Origin of the sequence: Bradyrhizobium sp. HKCCYLS3070, assembly GCF_051167575.1 — a bacterium.
Taxonomy (GTDB): Bacteria; Pseudomonadota; Alphaproteobacteria; order Rhizobiales; family Xanthobacteraceae; genus Bradyrhizobium.
In genome coordinates, this window is record NZ_JBNPTI010000009.1 from 217,251 (window position 1) to 234,719 (window position 17,469).

At 62.9% G+C, this 17,469-nt stretch carries 5 protein-coding genes; 4 read left to right on the plus strand and 1 reads right to left on the minus strand.

What is annotated here, in order from left to right; genetic code table 11:
* Positions 1-4 precede the first annotated feature (4 nt).
* On the plus strand, positions 5-10,546 hold the full coding sequence (locus ACQR03_RS25000; protein ID WP_434841973.1) for a LysM peptidoglycan-binding domain-containing protein: 10,542 nt from the start codon (positions 5-7) through the stop codon (positions 10,544-10,546).
* Between the two features lie 431 nt (positions 10,547-10,977).
* Here the strand turns inward: ACQR03_RS25000 and ACQR03_RS25005 are convergent, their stop codons facing one another.
* On the minus strand, positions 10,978-11,337 hold the full coding sequence (locus tag ACQR03_RS25005; RefSeq protein WP_315752599.1) for a hypothetical protein: 360 nt from the start codon (positions 11,335-11,337) through the stop codon (positions 10,978-10,980).
* 69 nt (positions 11,338-11,406) lie between these two features.
* Here ACQR03_RS25005 and ACQR03_RS25010 point away from each other — a divergent pair, with 69 nt between their 5' ends.
* The 3 genes from ACQR03_RS25010 to ACQR03_RS25020 all read left to right on the plus strand — a co-directional run bounded on the left by ACQR03_RS25010 (position 11,407) and on the right by ACQR03_RS25020 (position 17,388).
* Positions 11,407-11,790 (plus strand): winged helix-turn-helix transcriptional regulator, encoded by a 384-nt coding sequence (locus ACQR03_RS25010; protein ID WP_315752600.1) that lies wholly within the window; start codon positions 11,407-11,409, stop codon positions 11,788-11,790.
* Positions 11,791-13,329: 1,539 nt separating this feature from the next.
* Positions 13,330-14,193, plus strand: a complete 864-nt coding sequence (locus ACQR03_RS25015) for a hypothetical protein (RefSeq protein WP_434841972.1) — start codon at positions 13,330-13,332, stop codon at positions 14,191-14,193.
* 459 nt (positions 14,194-14,652) lie between these two features.
* The gene (locus ACQR03_RS25020) at positions 14,653-17,388 is read left to right on the plus strand and encodes an FG-GAP-like repeat-containing protein (protein WP_434841971.1); all 2,736 of its coding nucleotides are present in this window, start codon (positions 14,653-14,655) and stop codon (positions 17,386-17,388) included.
* Positions 17,389-17,469: the final 81 nt, after the last annotated feature.

Below are 17,469 nucleotides of genomic sequence, written 5' to 3' on the forward strand. Positions count from 1 at the left end.
GCTGATGAGCGCTATCGACAATCTCCGCGCCGCTGTCGAAGCCGCCGCCGGCGACACCGCCTTCGCGCTCGATGCCGCCTTCCTGACGGCGGGCCTCGCCGATCCCGCCGTGAAGGTCCCCGCCGACTACGACGCCTGGCTGAGCCAGGCCTTCTTCCTCAAGGCCGCGGCCGACTTCAAGGTGACGGTGGCAAAATCCGATGTCGGGCCCGTCGAAGGGACGGCGTTCACGGTGCAGTCGGCGACGATCCCGTTCATCGGCGCCGCGACCCCGCTGGCCGCGAAGGCCACGCTTGTGTTCACCGTGGACGGCGACCAACTGATCGTGCAGGCCGAGGCGACGCCGTCGAACTGGACCTGGACCAGCAGCTTCGCCTTCATGGGCGGCTTCCCGTTCAATCAGTTCGGCACCCTGAAGAACGTCAGCTTCGTGTTCTCGACGGCGACCGGCACCTACCCGTATGGTGACTCCGCAGGGCGTGCCGTGAGCGGCGGCGCGGTGCAGAATTTCGTTGCCAAGGTCGCTCTGCCGGATGTCGCCAAGCCGTTCCTGCTGCTGTTTCCAGGCCTCACCGCGCCGACCGGCGATCTGCTGCTGAGCGGCGCGCTCAACATGGACATCTTCAACGGCGAGACCGTGCTGTTCCCGCCGGGGCAGCTGCGGGCCGCGATCCAGGACGGCACGTTCAAGCTCGCGTCGCAGTTCACGGTCAGGGATCCGAGCCTCGCTCTGACCATTCCCGCGCCCGATGGCGCCGATGAGGTCGACGGCGTGCTGGTGCTGGCCGATCCCGCCGATCCGGATGCCGGAGATCAGGCGCCGACGCTCGCGATCTCCTCGCAGTTCGACGTCGGCAGCACCGGCTCCTATCAGCTCGACGTCGAGATCACACCCGGCGCCGATGCCAACTATTCGGTGGCACTTGCCGTCGTCGAAGGCGGCGCGCCGCTGACGCCGGCCACGGTGATCGAGGTGATGGGCGGCAATGGCGGCTATCTCGCCGCGACTCCCGATGTGCTGCAGCAGTTCCTCGCCTTTGTCGGTCTCAACGGCTTCTCGATCGCCGGCACGCTCGGCCGCTCGCCGACGATCACGGCGGTCTCGATCGAGATCGGCAGCTCGAAGGATACGAGCTGGCAAATCCTGCCGCCGACCGGGGTGCTCGACTTCAAGATCACGAGCTTCGCGCTGCAATGGTCGATGGCCTATCCGTTCGACGGCACCAAGCGGCAACAGACCTACGACTTCACGACCGAATTCGTACTGGCGCCGAGCGTCTTCAAGGGGCCCGACGGCGAGGGCGACGGCGTGTTCACCGTCCAGTTCACCTCCGCGAAGCAGTTCTTCGCATCCTTCGCCGGGACCGCGAAGCTGAGCGACTTCCTGACGGCACTGTCCGGCGGTGCCGTCGTGCTCGACGTCGAGAATGTCGGCGATTTCGAACTTGGCGACATCGCGGTCGCGGTCGACTACGGCGCGCAGAGCTTTCAGTTCGACGCCGGCTTCAGCCTCACGCTCAATCTGCTCAAGATCAACAACCAGCCGATCCTTGCCGTGCGAGAGGGGACGGTCTCGATCGCGGCGCAGACTCCGACGCAGACGCCAGACGGGGGCAATGCGACGACGCTGCTGCGGGCGGCGCCGCTGCCGATGCTCCGGACCTCGCGAGGGGGCGCGCTGCAAACCGCCTCGCAGACGCAATGGAAGTCGAGCGTCGGAGGCTTCCTCGATGTCGGCCCGTTGCACACCAAGGTCAGCGTGACCTATGACGGGTTCGAAACGCCGAAGCGGTGGGACCTCGCCGCCTCGCTGGAGGAACCGCTCGAGGTCTCGGACCTGATCAACCAGTTCTTTTCGCCCGGCAGCGCCTACGGTTTCCCGAGCTTCCTGCCCGGCGACCTCATCATCTCCGAATTCGCGATCACCGCGACCATTCCGGCCGAGCAGGGCGAGCTGAAGACGAGCTACGACATCACCGTCGGCTTCAGCTGGACGTTCGCCTTCGGCGATCAGACCGTCGGCATCGATCCGGCGCGGCTCGGCGTCAGCTATGACGGCCAGAAGCCGGCCCAGCAGCAGTTCTCCGGCTTCGCGCAAGGCACCTGGATCTACTCGGCGATCAACCTCAAGCTCACGATGGGCTATGAGTTCAGGACGACGGAGGCGGGCTCCAACAACATTCTGTTCGTCGAGTGGGAGGGTTTTCGAGCGGATTGGGAGAGCGGCAAGGAGCTGGTCACGTTCAGCCTCAAGGGCTGGAGCATCGGCTCGCTGGTGCAGGCGCTGGTGCGTACGCTCGGCAATCCTTACTTCACGCTGGATTCGCCATGGGACCTGCTCAACCAGATCTCGCTCGATGCGCTGCGTGTCAACGTCTCGCTCAAGAGCGGCGAGAGCTTCTCGCAGCGCCTGTCGGCCAGCTACGAGCTGTCGAGCCCGATCAATCTCGGCTTCATCAGCATCACCGCGCTGACCTTCCGTCGCGGCACCGACGGCAAGGTGACGCTCGCCATCGAGGGCTCGAGCCCGCTCGTCGCCGATGATCCGGCATTCAAGAATCTGCTCGATCCCGCCAAGGGGCAGGACGTGCAGAACCTGCCGTCGGTGCCCGGCCGGGGCGAGGAATGGTTCAAGCTGTTCCTGCTGGTGCTTGGGCAGCGCATCGGCATCACCGGCCATTCCAGCTTCAACAGTACCAAGGAAGTGATCTGCGCACTGCAGTCTGTCCCCAGCACGACGGGCAAGATGAATCCGGTCGATCCCAATGCGGACGACGGCGGGACGCCCGGACTGCCCTATTACGACCAGTCCAACAACTGGCTCATTGCCGGGCATCTCGGCCTGATGAAGGTGGCCGGCGCCTGGTCGATCGATGCCATGCTGGTGTTCAATGACCCGAATCTCTACGGCCTGCGGCTGGCACTCGCCGGCGAGAAGATGGGCGGGCTCGCCAACCTCGTCGTCGACATCCTCTACAAGAAGATCACCGACGACATCGGCGTCTACCAGATCGACTTCACCTTCCCGGACATCATCCGCAACCTCAATTTCGGTGCGGTGTCGATCACGCTGCCGCAGCTCGGGATCAAGGTCTACACCAACGGCGATTTCTTCATCGACATCGGCTTCCCGTACAATCTCGATTTCCGCCGCTCCTTCTCGATCTCGGTGATCGTGTACGGCGTGCCGGTGCTGGGCGCGGGCGGCTTCTACATCGGCAAACTGTCTAACGCGACCTCGACCAAGATCCCGAAGACCAACCTCGGCACTTTCGATCCCGTCATCGAGTTCGGCATAGGGCTGCAGCTCGGCCTGGGCTACAATTTCGAGAAGGGGCCTCTGAAGGCGGGCTTTGCGCTCACCGTCTTCGGCATCGTCGAAGGCGTCGTGGCGCCGTGGCATCCATATGACCCCGCGCGCACGCTGGCATCGCGCGCCAGCAGCGGCGCGCTGCAGAGCGACTATTATTTCAAGCTGTCGGGAACGGTCGGCATCATCGGCCTGCTGTATGGCAGCGTCGACTTCGCGATCATTTCAGCCTCGGTCAATGTCAAGATCGTGCTGTCGATCCAGCTCACCTATGAGAGCTATCGCGAGATTCCGGTGGTCGCCAACGCGAGCGTGACGATCAGCCTCAAGGTCAAGATCAATCTCGGCCTGTTCTCGATCTCCATCAGCCTGTCGTTCTCGGCCCAGGTCTCTGCGACCTTCGTGATCGGACAGACCAGCACGGCGCCATGGGAGGTTCAGGGGGCACGCGCCGACGCGCTGCTGATGCAGCGGGCTCACGCGCGCGGACCGGACGCGGCCATGCGGCTGGCGCGCAGCTTGAAGCCGCGACCGAAGCGGCTCGGGCCCGCTAGCGCCCGCCGGATGGGCCTTGCCGCCGCAGATGGCAACAAGCCGAAGCTGTCGCTGATGGCGGGCGCGCAGTACACCGTGCTTGCTCCGGAGGCAGCCACAGACGCAGCCTCGAACCAGGGGGCATTCGTGCTCCTGCTCGCAATGGACGCGCCGGATGCCGCGGCGAGCGCGCCGTCCGCCACCAAGACGTCCTTCGACGTGCTGGCCGAGGTCTACTTCCCCTGGATCATCGACGCACTGGGAAACGAGAGCGGGGATGCGGCCGAGCTCGCCGAGACGCTGGCCATGTCGGTGACGCTCACCCAGCTCGAGGCCTATGTCGCGCGTCTCGCCGACACGGCCGATCCGTTCCTGTCGATCAAGGGCCTGCTGCAGTTCCTGGCCGACGGTTTCACGCTCGACATCTTCAATCCGGCGACGGCGCAATCGTCGGGGCTGAAGACCAAGCTCGATGCCGGTTCGGTGCTGTTTCCGGTGTTCGACGGATTGAAGCTGCAGGTCCCCGGCATGTCCGGTGGCGAGACCGCGCCGATTGCGTTCGAGACCTACACCACGGCCACGCCCGGCTACGCGACCGCGGTCAGCAAGATATTCGCGCAGGTCGCCGCGAACATCGAGGCCCAGAACAAGGAAACGCGCCGGCTTGCCGCGGAGACCGATACGAGCTCGGCGGAGTCGATGGCGGCCCTGGTTTTCGTCGATACCTTCACGCTGATCGCGCGCCAACTGCTCCAGGCCGCGGCCGACGCGCTGCAGAGCTATGCCTATCCGCTGACGCCGACGAGCAGCATCGGTGCCATTCTCGATGAGCTCAACGGGATCGCCGGCAATGCCTTGACGATTGCGGATATCGTACAGCCCAATGTCGACCATGCCTTGGGGGCCGGGCTGTCGCTGCATATCGACGGCCTCGAATATGTGGTGCAGAGCGGGGACACCCTGCAAGGCATCGCCGGCCGCTATTCCGATGCGGCGTTGCCGCCGCGCTGGATCACGACGCCGGACCGCCTGATCGTGGCCAACCGGGCCCGTCACATGCTGCAGGGCGGCGTCGTCCTGCTGCTCACCAACAGCCACGGCCAGGAGCAGATCTGTGTGACGCGGCAGGGCGACAGCTTCGACGACATCGCGCTGCAGCTCGGCGCGATCTCGATCGACGCGCTCGCTGCACAGAGCGTGCTCTACGGCGTCGCCGGCCTGCTGCAGCCGACCTTGCCGCTCGCGATCTGGCCGATCGCCTACAGGACCGCAGGGACCTCCGGCCCGTCATCCGATACCTTGTCGACGGTCGCGAGCCTGTTCCAGACCACTGCGGTTGCAGTGGCGGACGCCAATCGCGGCGTCGCCGGCCTGTTCTCGGTGCAGGCGGAGCGCGGCCTGCTCACGGTCGGCAGTCTTCAGGCCCTGTCGGTCGGCGCGTTGTGGTCGGCCATCGCGGCCACGGGCCAGGTCGGGCAGACCGCCGGCATGGTTTCGCGCTTCCTGGTCTATGGGTTGCGGCTGCCGGTCCGGGATGGACTGACCCTGTCGCCTGCGTTCCTCTATCCGAGGACGCAATCGGGCTACGGCGTCTATCAGCTCACCGGCCAGCAATTCCCGACGCCCAGTTCTGCCACGAGCTACAAGGTCGGCTTCGCACGCGAGACTCAGAGCCACGGCGTCCCGCTCGATTTCATCTTGCTGAACGACACCACCGACCTCAGCATGGACGTCGATCTGAGTCAGGCCTATGCCGCGCTGAACGTCGTCGTCAGCTGGGCCAGGGCGCCGGGCAATTTCGTCCCGAGCCCGACGTTTGCGGCGCTGCCGCTCGCCGAGCGTCAGCCGCGGCCGTTTACCGCCAGCGGCTACGCGCGCTGGTCGAGCGGATCCGTCGCGAGCCTGTTGGCTCTGACGAACCGCAGCGGCGTGGCCGCGGCGGCCGATGCCGGCGCGCAGGTGCAGCCGACGCTATGGAGCCTGCCGCCGGCGCAGACCAATCTGGTCGCCACGCGGGAGCAGTCGATCCGCGCGGTCATGCCGGATCTCCGCTCGACCTTCGCGCTGCTGCCGAAGTTCCAGCCGCAGACCGGGCGCAGCAATCCCGCGACCGGACGCACCGACTATGCGGACCTGGGGCGCTGGGCCTGGTGCACGCGGCTCGATATTGAGATCAAGCGTCTGCCGGACACAACGGCGCTGGCTGCTCAGGGCACCGGCGCAGGCGATCTGCCGAGCGGTCCGGCATCGGCGCCGTCGCTGCCGTTCGTCTATGAGCTCGTCGGACCCAGCTCGGAGGACGCGGTGCGGCTGCAGCGCATCCTGACCGCCATGGATGCGCTGGGCGAAGGCATCGCCTCCGCCGTCTTCCTGCTCTACAACCAGTCCGGACCCGGCGCGCCGATGCTGGTGACGCCTGCGGACGCCGACTTCCTCGCCTTTATCACCCAGACCAACCTGTCGACCGAGACCAATCCTGCGGCGGCGCTGCGCCTGATGCTGAGCGCCGAGGACGCTCCGCCGCGCGGCATTGCCAATTCGCCGGCGCAGTTCATCCGCCTGATGTGGGAGCTCAGCACGGTCCGCAGCGGCGGCTACTATCTCTACTACGAGAACGTCGAAAGCGAGGAAGGCCTGCCGGCGGCCGTCTTCGATTCCTCCGGCTCTGGCATCGTGACAATGGTCGTGACGTTCGCGGCGCAGGGCAGCGAGTCCTTCGGCACCACGCTTCCCGACTTCGTCAACGCCTTCGTGACGACCGACGCTGTCGATCCGCAGAGCGATCTGGTACAGACGGTGTCGCTCGCCTCGACCGCCCAGACGGCACCGGTTGCGGCGGGAGCATCGCTCGATGCGCTCGCGGCGATCTACGGCCCCGGGCCCGGGCGGATCGCCGAGGTCAACGCGACCAAGCCGCTCGCCGCGGGCGCGCTGGTGCCGATCGTGGGCGCGGTGCGCCAACTGACCGACGCGGATCTGGTTCGCGGCACCGGGGCGGCCATCGACGCGCAGGCCACGCTCGACAAGCTCGCCAGACTGTTCTCAGCCGGTGCAGTCCATCCGATCACCGGCCAGGACATCGCCACATTCAATCCACAAGTCGCTGTTGCGCTGGCCGCCGTGTTCTACATCCCGCCGCTGGCCTATCAGGTCAGTTCCTCGGCCGCGCCCGGGATGAGCTTTGCCAGCATGGCCTCCTATTACGGGTTGGATGTCGACCTGATCGCCCGTGGCGCCAGCGCAGCGCCCGGGCTGTTCCCGGTCAATGCCGTGCTCGATCTCGATCCGCAGCTGTTCTCCCTGCGCGACCAGTTGCCACCGCAGAACATCGGGTTCTCGTTGACGCGCGACAATCTCGGCCTGCCGCCGGACGATCCAGCGGCGCCGGACTTTGCCAAGAAGACGATGTATCAGCTCTACACCTCGCTGGCCGCGGGACTCGCGGGCAACGTCTTCTACAAGGCTACTCCGCTGGGCATGCCGTTCGGTCCCCAAGACCATGACGACGATGAGTCCAGCGCGTTCGAGAGCCATGCGCGCTCGGCGCGGACGCGCGGCGACCGCCTGGCGCAGGTCGCGATCGCCGATCTCGACTATCGCCAGTCCATCGGCATTGGGGCGCAGTTCGCGCTGGTCAACGCCGCGCCGGACCCGTCTGATCCGGATCTGCCGCCGAAGGCGGCCAATCCCTATCTCGGCGTCGGCACCATGGCGCAGGTCGCGCTGCAATGGCGCGATATCTTCGGCAACACCACGGTGACACCGTTCGAGGCGCCGCCGCAAGGGTACCGCGGCGCGCTCAACGGGGCTGCGGTGTCGATGCTGTACCGCGATGAGCTGATCGGGCTGGGGTCCTGGATCAATACCAATGCCAGCTACAGCTATGACGCGGCGGGCGGTGCCGCGTTCAAGCTCGCATTATCCCTCAACGCCGCCGCCTATGCCGGACCGGACGGAGCGGCGCGGGCCGCCGACGATCTCTCGCTCTACACCCGAATCTACTATCAGCTGCATCAGGATTATTCCGCCGATGTCGCCGTCCCCGTGCCGGGTGTCTCCGGTAACGCGGTGGCGATGCGGCTGTCGAATTCGCTGATGGCAAAGCCCGATGTGGATCTTGGCGATGCGCAGGCGGACATCATTCGCGGCTATGTGCGCGCGTGCGTGCTGTATCTGAAGCTCGTGACGCGCGGCCAGGCGCCCGCAGCCCCGGCTGTGACCTTGTCGCTTCCGGTCGACGTCAATGCGATCGCCGCCGGCAACATCCTCGAGCTCGATGTCACGCTCACACTCAGCCGCAATCCGCTGCTGGTCGACCCGGCGGTGGCGGCGTTGCAGGGCGGCACCGGCGTGGCCGCGGCGATCCTGCCGCGTGCCGACGGCGACGGCAATGTATCCTACACGGAGTTCAGCAAGATCGTCGAAACGGTCTTCGTCACCGCCGACTGGTATCTCAAGGTCGGGCAGGGCCTGTCCCGCGACGGTGAGGATGCGGCCGACGGCGCTCAGCAGCTCTGGGCCGTCCGCTTCGGCAAGGCGGCCGGGCAGGGCATCCATTTCAAGCTGGGCACGTCACCGAGCTATTTCGCGCCGAAGCCGATCGCCAAGGCGCTTGCCAGCGGCGATGCGACGATCACGCGCTATGACAGCGGCGACACCGACACGCTGCATCTCGACGGTGTCGATCTGAACCAGTGGTTCCAGAGCGCGCTGGATGCCATCGATCAGTTCCTGTCGGCCGACTACGCGCCGCACGCGTTCATCCTCGACCGGATCGACGGGGTGACCGATCCGCTCAAGGACGGTTCGCTGGGAAGCGTGCTGTCGACCAAGGAATCGCTGGCCGATACGATCAGCCTGAAGACGCTACCGGTGCTGTCGACCAGCGCGGGCGATCCTTCAACCGGATTCGCCGCCAGCGAGAAGCTGCGCCAGCAGCTGCTCAATCAGCTTGGCGCAGCCTATCGGGCCGGTGCGGCCGTCGTTTTCGGAGTGACCGAGGTGACCGGCGGAGGCGATAGCAACCCGGCCGGTCCGCCGAACCTCTACGGTCAGCCGGGCGGCAGCATCAAGGGCGCCGCGGACAATCAGAATTTCACGCTGACGCCGACGCGCGTCCCGCTCGGCGAAGTCTACGATCCCGCCAGCAAGACCTGGTACGATCCGCGGCTGGCCTTCGTGTTCGCCACCAAGAACGTCGTCGACCAGGCCTATGTGCCGCTCGAGCTCACGCTCTCGCTCACTCATCTCGAATTCGAGCGGCGTACCGTCCCCGGAATCGACGGCTATGTCGATTCGCGATGGCTCGCCTTCGTCAACGGGCCGTTCAGCTATCCGCTGGGGACGCAGGTCACCAACATTCCCGTGGTCAACCGCGATCTGCCGACGCCGCCGACGGTCTCCGCGCAGCAGGCGCGGCAGCTCACCGGCGAGGGCACGACCGATCCATCGAAGCTGAATGCCTGGGGTTATTCGTTCGACTACCTCTATCAGCAGGCGGCAGCCGACGCAGTGTCCTGCACGATGGAGTTCAACCGGCCGACCGAGCCGACGCTGCGCGGCTCGGCCAGGTTGAGCGGCGAGCCCGACCTGTTCACCGCGCTCGCTCAATTCGTCACCAACTATCCGGCGATCCTGCGCGACCTCAACCAGTATCTGGTCGGCATCGATGGCGCTGAGCCGGATCCGGCAAAACTGGCCGCCGCGCGCAAGGCGACCGCCGCCTTTGCGCTGGAGACCAGGCAGATCGCGGATGCCTATGTGCGGGAGACGGTTGGAGCCGCCAAGCTCGCGACGGCGCCCGCGCATGTGATCGTGAAGTTTCTGTCGACGCTCGACAGCACCAGCGACGGGCACGCGCGCACCAATCTCGTCAACATCACCATCGATGGAACGGCGGCGAGCTGGAATGCGGCGGCCAACACGATCTCGAACGGCACCACCACGCTTCCGGCGCCTGCGATCGCGATTGCACCCGAGCTCTATACGCCCCAGGCCGTGCCTCCGGCAGAGCTGCCCGTCGGCGTGCAGATCGCCTACGTCTATGCGCGTCAGGTCGACGGCAAGACGGTTTATCTTGGCGAAGAGGAGGCACGTGGGTTGCCGGCCCGAACCGTTTCGATCGCTCCGCTCGACGTGCTGCTATACCAGAGCGGCTGGGCGTCGGTGTTCGTGCAGCGCAATCTCGCGCTGTTCCCGCTGGCAGATCTCAAGACCACCAGCACCAACCCGGCGTTCCTGTTCCAGACGCCGGAGGTGCGGTTTGCGTCCACGGTGGTTCCGCAGCTGAACTACACGGCGTTCTCGCTCGACGCGATGTCGGGGGCGACCGGTGACCTCGATGCGCGCCTGACGACGTTCTTCGCGGGGCTCTATGCCGGCGGCAATGGCGGCACCAGCGACGAGGTCGCGATGCAGGGCATGTACAGCTATGAGATCGTGGCCGGCCAGCCGTCGATCCCGCGCGTACGGCTGCCGATCAACCTGCTGACGCCGACCCCGTCAGCGGTCGATCCGGGCGTGAAGCCGCCCTTCGTGGCCCCGTTCGCGCAGATGATCGATACGTGGCGGGCGACGACGAAGCCAACGACGTCGGGCCGTGCCCGCGTCGAGATCGAGCTGAAGGTCTTCGGTGGCGTCGGCGATGCGACGCAGCCGTTGATCCAGGTCGGCCGGCTCACTCACGAGGTCACGACCGCCTGAAGGCCGCCGGTCCCGGCATCGAAACTGCGGCGGTCGTGGGAGATGCTCTCGACATGCCGCCCGCAGCGTCAGAACGTACTGGCTCAAGGGGCAGGAGGTGGGTTGGTTGATGGCTCTGGCGCGCCACGGTCAATGAAGATGGGCACTACTGTTTCGCCGTGGCGCTATGATATCGGAGCAGGCTGCGCAATCCCGCCGTATATTCGGTGACAGACTACGATCTCGCGCGACGCCTCATGGGTGGCTGGTTCGGTTCCCCTTTGATGGCGGCCCTTTCGATCGATGGCAAGATCGACGTGGAGCCCCGGGGCAATCGACGTCGAGCCATTTGAGATGCGCTGCCGTAGGCGGAAGATCGATGGCAGCCGCATGCATCTGAGGATCGACGTGCGCGCCTTGCAGTCGCGTGAATGGCGCAGCGCCAATGCGGCTCATGTGCTCGCTTGGCCTTCCCTGTCCTTCCGCAGAAGCATCGCGCTCAGGCCGATCGCGATCCAGATGGCGTTGAACATCGGAAAGCCGGACAAAGAGAGGGGCACGACGCCCGTCGCGGTGTAATAGGCGCCGACGCCAAGATCAATCGTCTGGATCAGCACCATCAGCGCGATCCAGGGCCGGTGCGCGTTAGGCGTGCGGCTGACCCACAAGAAGCCGACGCCGTACGCGATGAACCGAGCGGCCAGCATGCCGAGCGGATAGAGAAGATCGGCTGCCGGCGCGCTGTGTCCAATCAGCCGGAGAAATTCCGCCGGGACGAAGAGATAGGCCAGCCCGAGAACGATCTGGATCATGCCAACGATCCGTAAGAGAGCTGAAAACATGCTGCATATCCTGTCGACGATGATGTCGTGACAAGACCTATGAGGCGCACTATCTTTTGTGAAGTAGTTACCAAAAGTGAAGTCATGAAATCTGCAGATCTCATTGTCGCCGCACCAGACGATCCCTGTGGTCCGGAATGCCCGGTTCAGCGCACGGTCGAGATTCTGGATGGAAAGTGGACGATGCTCGTCCTGCGTGATCTGCTGTCGGGCAAGAAGCGCTACAGCGAATTGCAGCGAAGCCTCAAAGGGATTTCGCCGCGGCTGTTGACGCTGCGGTTGCGCACGCTCGAACACCAGGGCCTGCTGGTTCGCCGCGTGTTTCCCACCAATCCGCCGACGACCGAATACGAGCTGACCCCACGCGGCGAAAGCCTTCGCGACATTTTCGCCGCGATGGCGCAATTCGGCGCCGCTAGATGATCGCATCCTTCGTCGCGATGCCTGCAGGCATGAGCCGATGCCGTGGGGATTGCCACTTCGTGCGCCACAGTTGGATTACTCGCCGATCACAAGAGGCCCCTTAAGAAGCGGGCGGGATCGCGGCGACGCGCTGGTTCTGATAGCGTCGAAAAAGGTGGCCGCAGGCTATGACGTCGTGCTCTGGCGTAGACTGGCGCGGAGAGATTCGAATTGCAAAGCTAAGATCCTCATACATCGCCAATTTCTTTCATTTCTGAGGTACGAGGGACATATCGAGGGTGAAACCGGACGGTGTCTGCTCTCGCAACTATTTCCCGGTTCAAATCGCTTGCGCGACGATGTCAGCGCTGGTCGAGCCGCCGAGCTCGCACCTAAGCTGGGGTACCTCTGCTGCGGCGAGTTCGATGAGTCTTGCTGATCTCATGCTTTGCGCGGCAGAACGGCCATCTAGTGCAAATTCTAACCGGCGCAATTGGCTGCCACCGGCTTTTCCCGGCACCGGCTCACCCATTTGCGAGCGCGACGACAGGCTTTGGGCGACCGGCTGCAAGGAGCGGCCGCTGGACCAATCGAGAACAGACTGTTCCCGGAGGAGTTAGCTGCCAAAGGGGAGGGGTGGTATGCAAAGGCCCCCTCCTAAACGAGACAGCCCGTCACCAATCTAGAGCACTACGCCGATCCATGAGATCGCGATCACGTGCAGACCGAGCCAGGCCGTTCGGCCGCCGTCATAGTGTGTCGTGGCGCTCGGTGGTCCCGCCGTAACGATCGCTATGGAATAGCCGTTCGCCAGCGACGGGTTTCGATCCTACCTTTCGCCGTTGCCGATCGAAAGGATCGCGATAAACGACAGTGCGGCACCGGCGCCATTCGTCGGCAGGTCTTCGATCGCCTCGATCGAACAGACTGGCCTCGTGGCGAGCATATTGAGGCGACATGTTCGGCGGGATCTTTCTTGGGCAAGTTCACGCGGTGCCCGGCCGGCGGTGAGCACGGAGACTCCTCAAGCTCGACTTTCCGTCCGCGCCTAGACCGCCAAGCTGAACTCGCCCTTTTTCCGACGGCTCACATTGATGTTGCAATCGTCCGCGTAGCGCACGAAGCCGGTTAAGGTTCGTGCGGATCAAAATCGGCCCCAGTGCAACCGCGGCGCTATCATTCATTACTGCAATATGTGGACGGTCTCTGCTCGCAAATGTGGAGTCAGATTTGGAGCGCATAATCAGGAGTTGTGCTATCCGATTTGTCATCTTTATGTTGTGAATAGATTGCAATGTTCGTTGATCGCCAGATACGAATGACGTCTGTTTATGCTTCGGAATGTACAGAGACTGCGGGGACAGGAATGATCCGTATTTCGACTCAGGCTGGCCGGGGCAATGTCGCGCGCGGATCAATAAAAAGAGCTGGGAGGATCGACCCAGGCGCTCTCTTTGGGCCTCATTTGCTACTTTAAGTAGTTGTTGTGCTTCTCTTGCATTTCATCTGCGGCCGGTGGCGCTCTCCCGAGCGGTAATCTCTATCAGGGGTAGAGTTCAGATGCGTCTTCTTGCTTGTCTTCTTGCGCTTTGGTTGCTTCCGGTTAGGGCAGATGCCCGCACCACGGCAACTTCATTTACCTGGTACGTGGCAACAAACGGCTCCGATACGGGGCGTACCGGCCAGGGAGGGTGCGGTAGTGGGACCGAATTTGCGACGCCGTATGGAGCGATCCGATACATCGCAGCCAATATTGACCTGGCAGGTAATCAACCGACGATACAGTTGTGTAATGGTTACTACTCAATCGATAGCACGCAGAACTTCTTCGGTTCGCCGGTTGGAAGCTGGTTGTACATTCTGCAGGGCGATTGCTCCAACGTGCCTGCCACAGAAGTGAACGTAGTCTTGCGCTACACAGGGGCACCTGGTGGAACGTTGATTCAGTCTCGTGACCTCGGCATTGGCGTATTGCAGTGTCTCACCGTGGACACCATCAATCCAGGGACGGATACCGCTTTCTACGCCGCTCAGTTCAGTGTGCTCGATGTCAACAGTGTGCGTGTTGGCGCGTTCAGATACGTCTTTATGGCTGATGCCCTCGGCGCATACAACATCGCACAGTACGGAGCTGTCGGCGCGAGCAATCCGGGAATAACTCTCGGTGGGCAGATCGGCGAACTTGTTTTTACTAATTCCTTTAGCAAGTTTTCAGTGGGCACATTTATCGACATGAATGGCGTCTCGCCCTCCTTGCAGTTCATGGAGCTTCATGGCGGATACGCAAACTTCACGGGTGGATTCCTCAATGTTCCGGGAGGCGGCCGCGGCGGCCTTTGCGACAGCTACGCGGTGCTCGTTATGAACGGCCTGACCCCGCCGGGCGGACTTCCCGCGGGTTCGGCGTCCTGTAGCATCAGGTAGTTGATCTGCCGTTGATCGAGGGCGGAGCTCCTGGCTCATCGACAAATGAAGCGGCGCGCTACCGGCTTATTGCGCGCGCTTTCCCTCCGTATGAAGAGTGCGGTTGATGCGGTACGCTTTCAATCATGGCTCCTCACAAAAGTATCTGACCGGAACAGGAGTCGGGGCGCGCTGTCATTCTTCCATTGAGCGGCGTGATGGAAGAATCAATTTCAGAGTGCGCTTTGATAACTAATCGCTCTGCTGTTGTGGATAAGTTTTGAAGCATATTGATCGTCGGACGCAAATACCTTTTGCTGTGTCCAGTGCTTTACACATGCTGCGGGGGCAGGGATGTTGGCTATTTCGACTCGGGCCTGTCGAGGGGGCTTCGCACGGCGCGGCATAAGAGGGGCTGCAAGTGTCGGTCTTGCCGTTATTTTTTGTGCGTTGAATTCAACTTTAAGTAGTGCAGGTGGGATGTCGCTGCCTGGGAGCTTCTCGGTCAACCAGGGTGGCGCGGCAGCCTATTCGATTCCGATTGCCGTTCCTCCCGGAACGGCTGGCGTCGTGCCCTCGCTCTCGCTCGATTACAGTAGCTCCGGCGCCAACGGCGTCATGGGGGTTGGTTGGTCCCTCGGTGGACTGCCCTCCGTTGGTCGGTGTCCGCGAACCATGGTGCAGGACGGCGTCATCGGGACTGTGAATTTCGACGGCAACGATCGGTTCTGCCTCGATGGCCAGCGGCTTATTCTGGTGAGCGGGTCATATGGCGCTGATGGAGCCGAGTATCGCACCGAGATCGACGTCTACTCGAAAATTGTTTCTCACGGAACGGCTGGTAACGGGCCTGCGTGGTTCGAGGTGCGCACCAAGGCGGGCCAAGTCATGGAGTTTGGTCACACGGCCGATTCTCAGATGTTGGTCGTCGGAAAAGCCATGGCGCGGGCTTGGGGAGTAAACAAGGTCAGCGACACCAAGGGTAACTATTTCTCGGTCACCTACGTAACCAATGCATCGACTGGCCAGTCCGTCCCAAGTTGGATTGTCTATACCGGCAATGCTTCCGCCGGTGTGGCGCCCTATAACTCTGTGGCGTTTGTGTATGCCCAGCGGCCGGACGTCATTCAGCACTATCACGCTGGTTCGCTGGTCCAGACGACCGATCGGCTAACAAACATCAAGACCTTCGCCGGGGCGACGCTGGTCGCTGATTATCGTCTTTCCTATCAACAGAGTCCGACGAGCGGCGTCTCCGAGGTGACATCCATTGCCGCCTGTGGGGGTGACGGATCGTGCCTTCCGGCGTCGACGTTCCAGTGGGCCAGCGGAGGGGGAGACTCTTTTTCGGCGGCGGTGATGGCGGTTCCGAATGGTGCGAATTTTGGCTCGCCATCCTCGACCACCAGCGGTGCCGGCCGAGGCCATGTCTTGCAAGGCGCAATCGGGTTTACGCCGATCTATAGTGACTTCGATGGCGACGGAAGGACTGACTTCCTGATGCTGTATGGCCCGAATCTCTTCGCCTTCCTTAGCAAGGGGGACGGGACCTACACGTTCGTCAATTCGAGTGCGCCGAACGGCTGGAATTTCGGCAACGACCCGTTCTCTAGCTACGCCCTGATTTCTGGCGATTTCAACGGTGACGGCAAGTCCGAATTTGCGATGCTGAGCGGAGGCGTCGTGTACACATTTCTGAGCAATGGGGACGGAACGTTCCGGGGTGTGGCGACGCCGTGTCCTAACGGCTGGAACTTCGGTGCTCCGCCGCAGGCGACCTATACAACGATCGCCGGTGACTTCAATTCCGACGGTAGGTCAGATTTTCTGCTGATGAGCGGCCAGTTCATGTACGAGTTTCTCAGCAACGGAGATGGCACGTTCAGTGGCAACACGATCAACATCGGTCCCACCAATTTTGGAAATCGTCCCTCAGATAACTATACGCCGATCTCAGGTGACTTCAACGGAGATAGGAAAGCCGATTTCATCATGATGGGTGGCGCCTATCTGTACGAGTTTTTCGGCAATGGAGATGGCACGTTCGCGTACAGCGCGCTGCAGATCTCGAACGGCTGGAACTTCGGCAGTCCGCCTGACAACTCTTTCGTGCCCATCAGTGGCGACTTCAATGGTGATGGCAAGACCGACTGGGTGATGCTGCAGGGCACCTATCTCTATCAATTTCAGAGCAAAGGTGATGGGACTTTCAACTATATCACCATTCCAATCCCAAGCTCGGTGGGATGGAATTTCGGAGCGCAACCGGCTGCATTGTTCAGTCCTCTGTCCGGTGATTTCAATGCGGATGGAAAATCGGACTTTGCGTTCATTGGCGGCAACAGTCCCTTCATCTATCAATTCATAAGCAACGGCGATGCGACGTTCAGCTACCATTTGCTTCCGATGCCCAACAATTGGAACTTCGGCGCGCCAGTGACTGCCAGCTACTGGTTGTTTGGCGGTGACTTCAAGGGCGATGGCAAAGCAGGATTTACTCTGCTTGACGCGACGCATGTGTATTCGGTCATGGCCAACGGAGGAGCGGGCGACTATATCGTCGGTTTCACGACCGGTCTGGGCGTGACGACGGCGGTGACGTACAAGCCGATCACGAGCAGTGCGGTCTACACCAAGGACACCACCGCCACCTATCCTTACGTTGATCTGCAGTCTGCCTCATTTGTCGTCTCGCGTGTCGACGTGTCGAACGGGGTGGGCGGGACGTACAGCTCGACGTATGCGTATGCGGGAGCCAAGGCAGACATCACCGGGCGCGGGATGTTGGGTTTCCGCCAGATGACGGTCAATGATCTGCAGACCGGGATATCGGACGTCACGACCTTCCGGCAGGACTTTCCCTATATCGGCATGGTCGCGTCGACGGTGCGGACGCTGGGCAGCCAGACGTTGGGGCAGTCGACCAACACCTACCAGTTCACCAACGCAACCGGCACGACGACGATCAGTCCGTCGAGCGCGCCCTATCGGGTATCGCTAGCGCAGAACGTGGCGAGCGGGTCGGACCTCGACGGTTCGGTGCTGCCGACGGTGACCACCGCGAACCAGTATGACGCCTACGGCAATGCGACGCGGGTCACCGTGTCCACACCTGACGGCTACAGCAAGACGACGGTCAACACCTACAGCAACGATCCGTCGCTCTGGTATCTCGGCCGTCTCACGAGAGCTTCCGTCACGAGCGTCGCGCCATAGCGGCACGGCATCACGAAGGTTCGTGGCGTGGGTTGGCCCACGCCACCGGGGAAACTGTGTCCTGCGTTGCGCCGGTCAGGG

What these genes read in the sequence shown, in the direction of transcription:
- ACQR03_RS25000 (WP_434841973.1), top strand. Translation starts at nt 5, where the DNA reads ATGAGCGCTATCGACAATCTCCGCGCCGCTGTCGAAGCCGCCGCCGGC.
- ACQR03_RS25005 (WP_315752599.1), bottom strand. Translation starts at nt 11,337, where the DNA reads ATGATCCAGATCGTTCTCGGGCTGGCCTATCTCTTCGTCCCGGCGGAA.
- ACQR03_RS25010 (WP_315752600.1), top strand. Translation starts at nt 11,407, where the DNA reads ATGAGGCGCACTATCTTTTGTGAAGTAGTTACCAAAAGTGAAGTCATG.
- ACQR03_RS25015 (WP_434841972.1), top strand. Translation starts at nt 13,330, where the DNA reads ATGCGTCTTCTTGCTTGTCTTCTTGCGCTTTGGTTGCTTCCGGTTAGG.
- ACQR03_RS25020 (WP_434841971.1), top strand. Translation starts at nt 14,653, where the DNA reads ATGTCGCTGCCTGGGAGCTTCTCGGTCAACCAGGGTGGCGCGGCAGCC.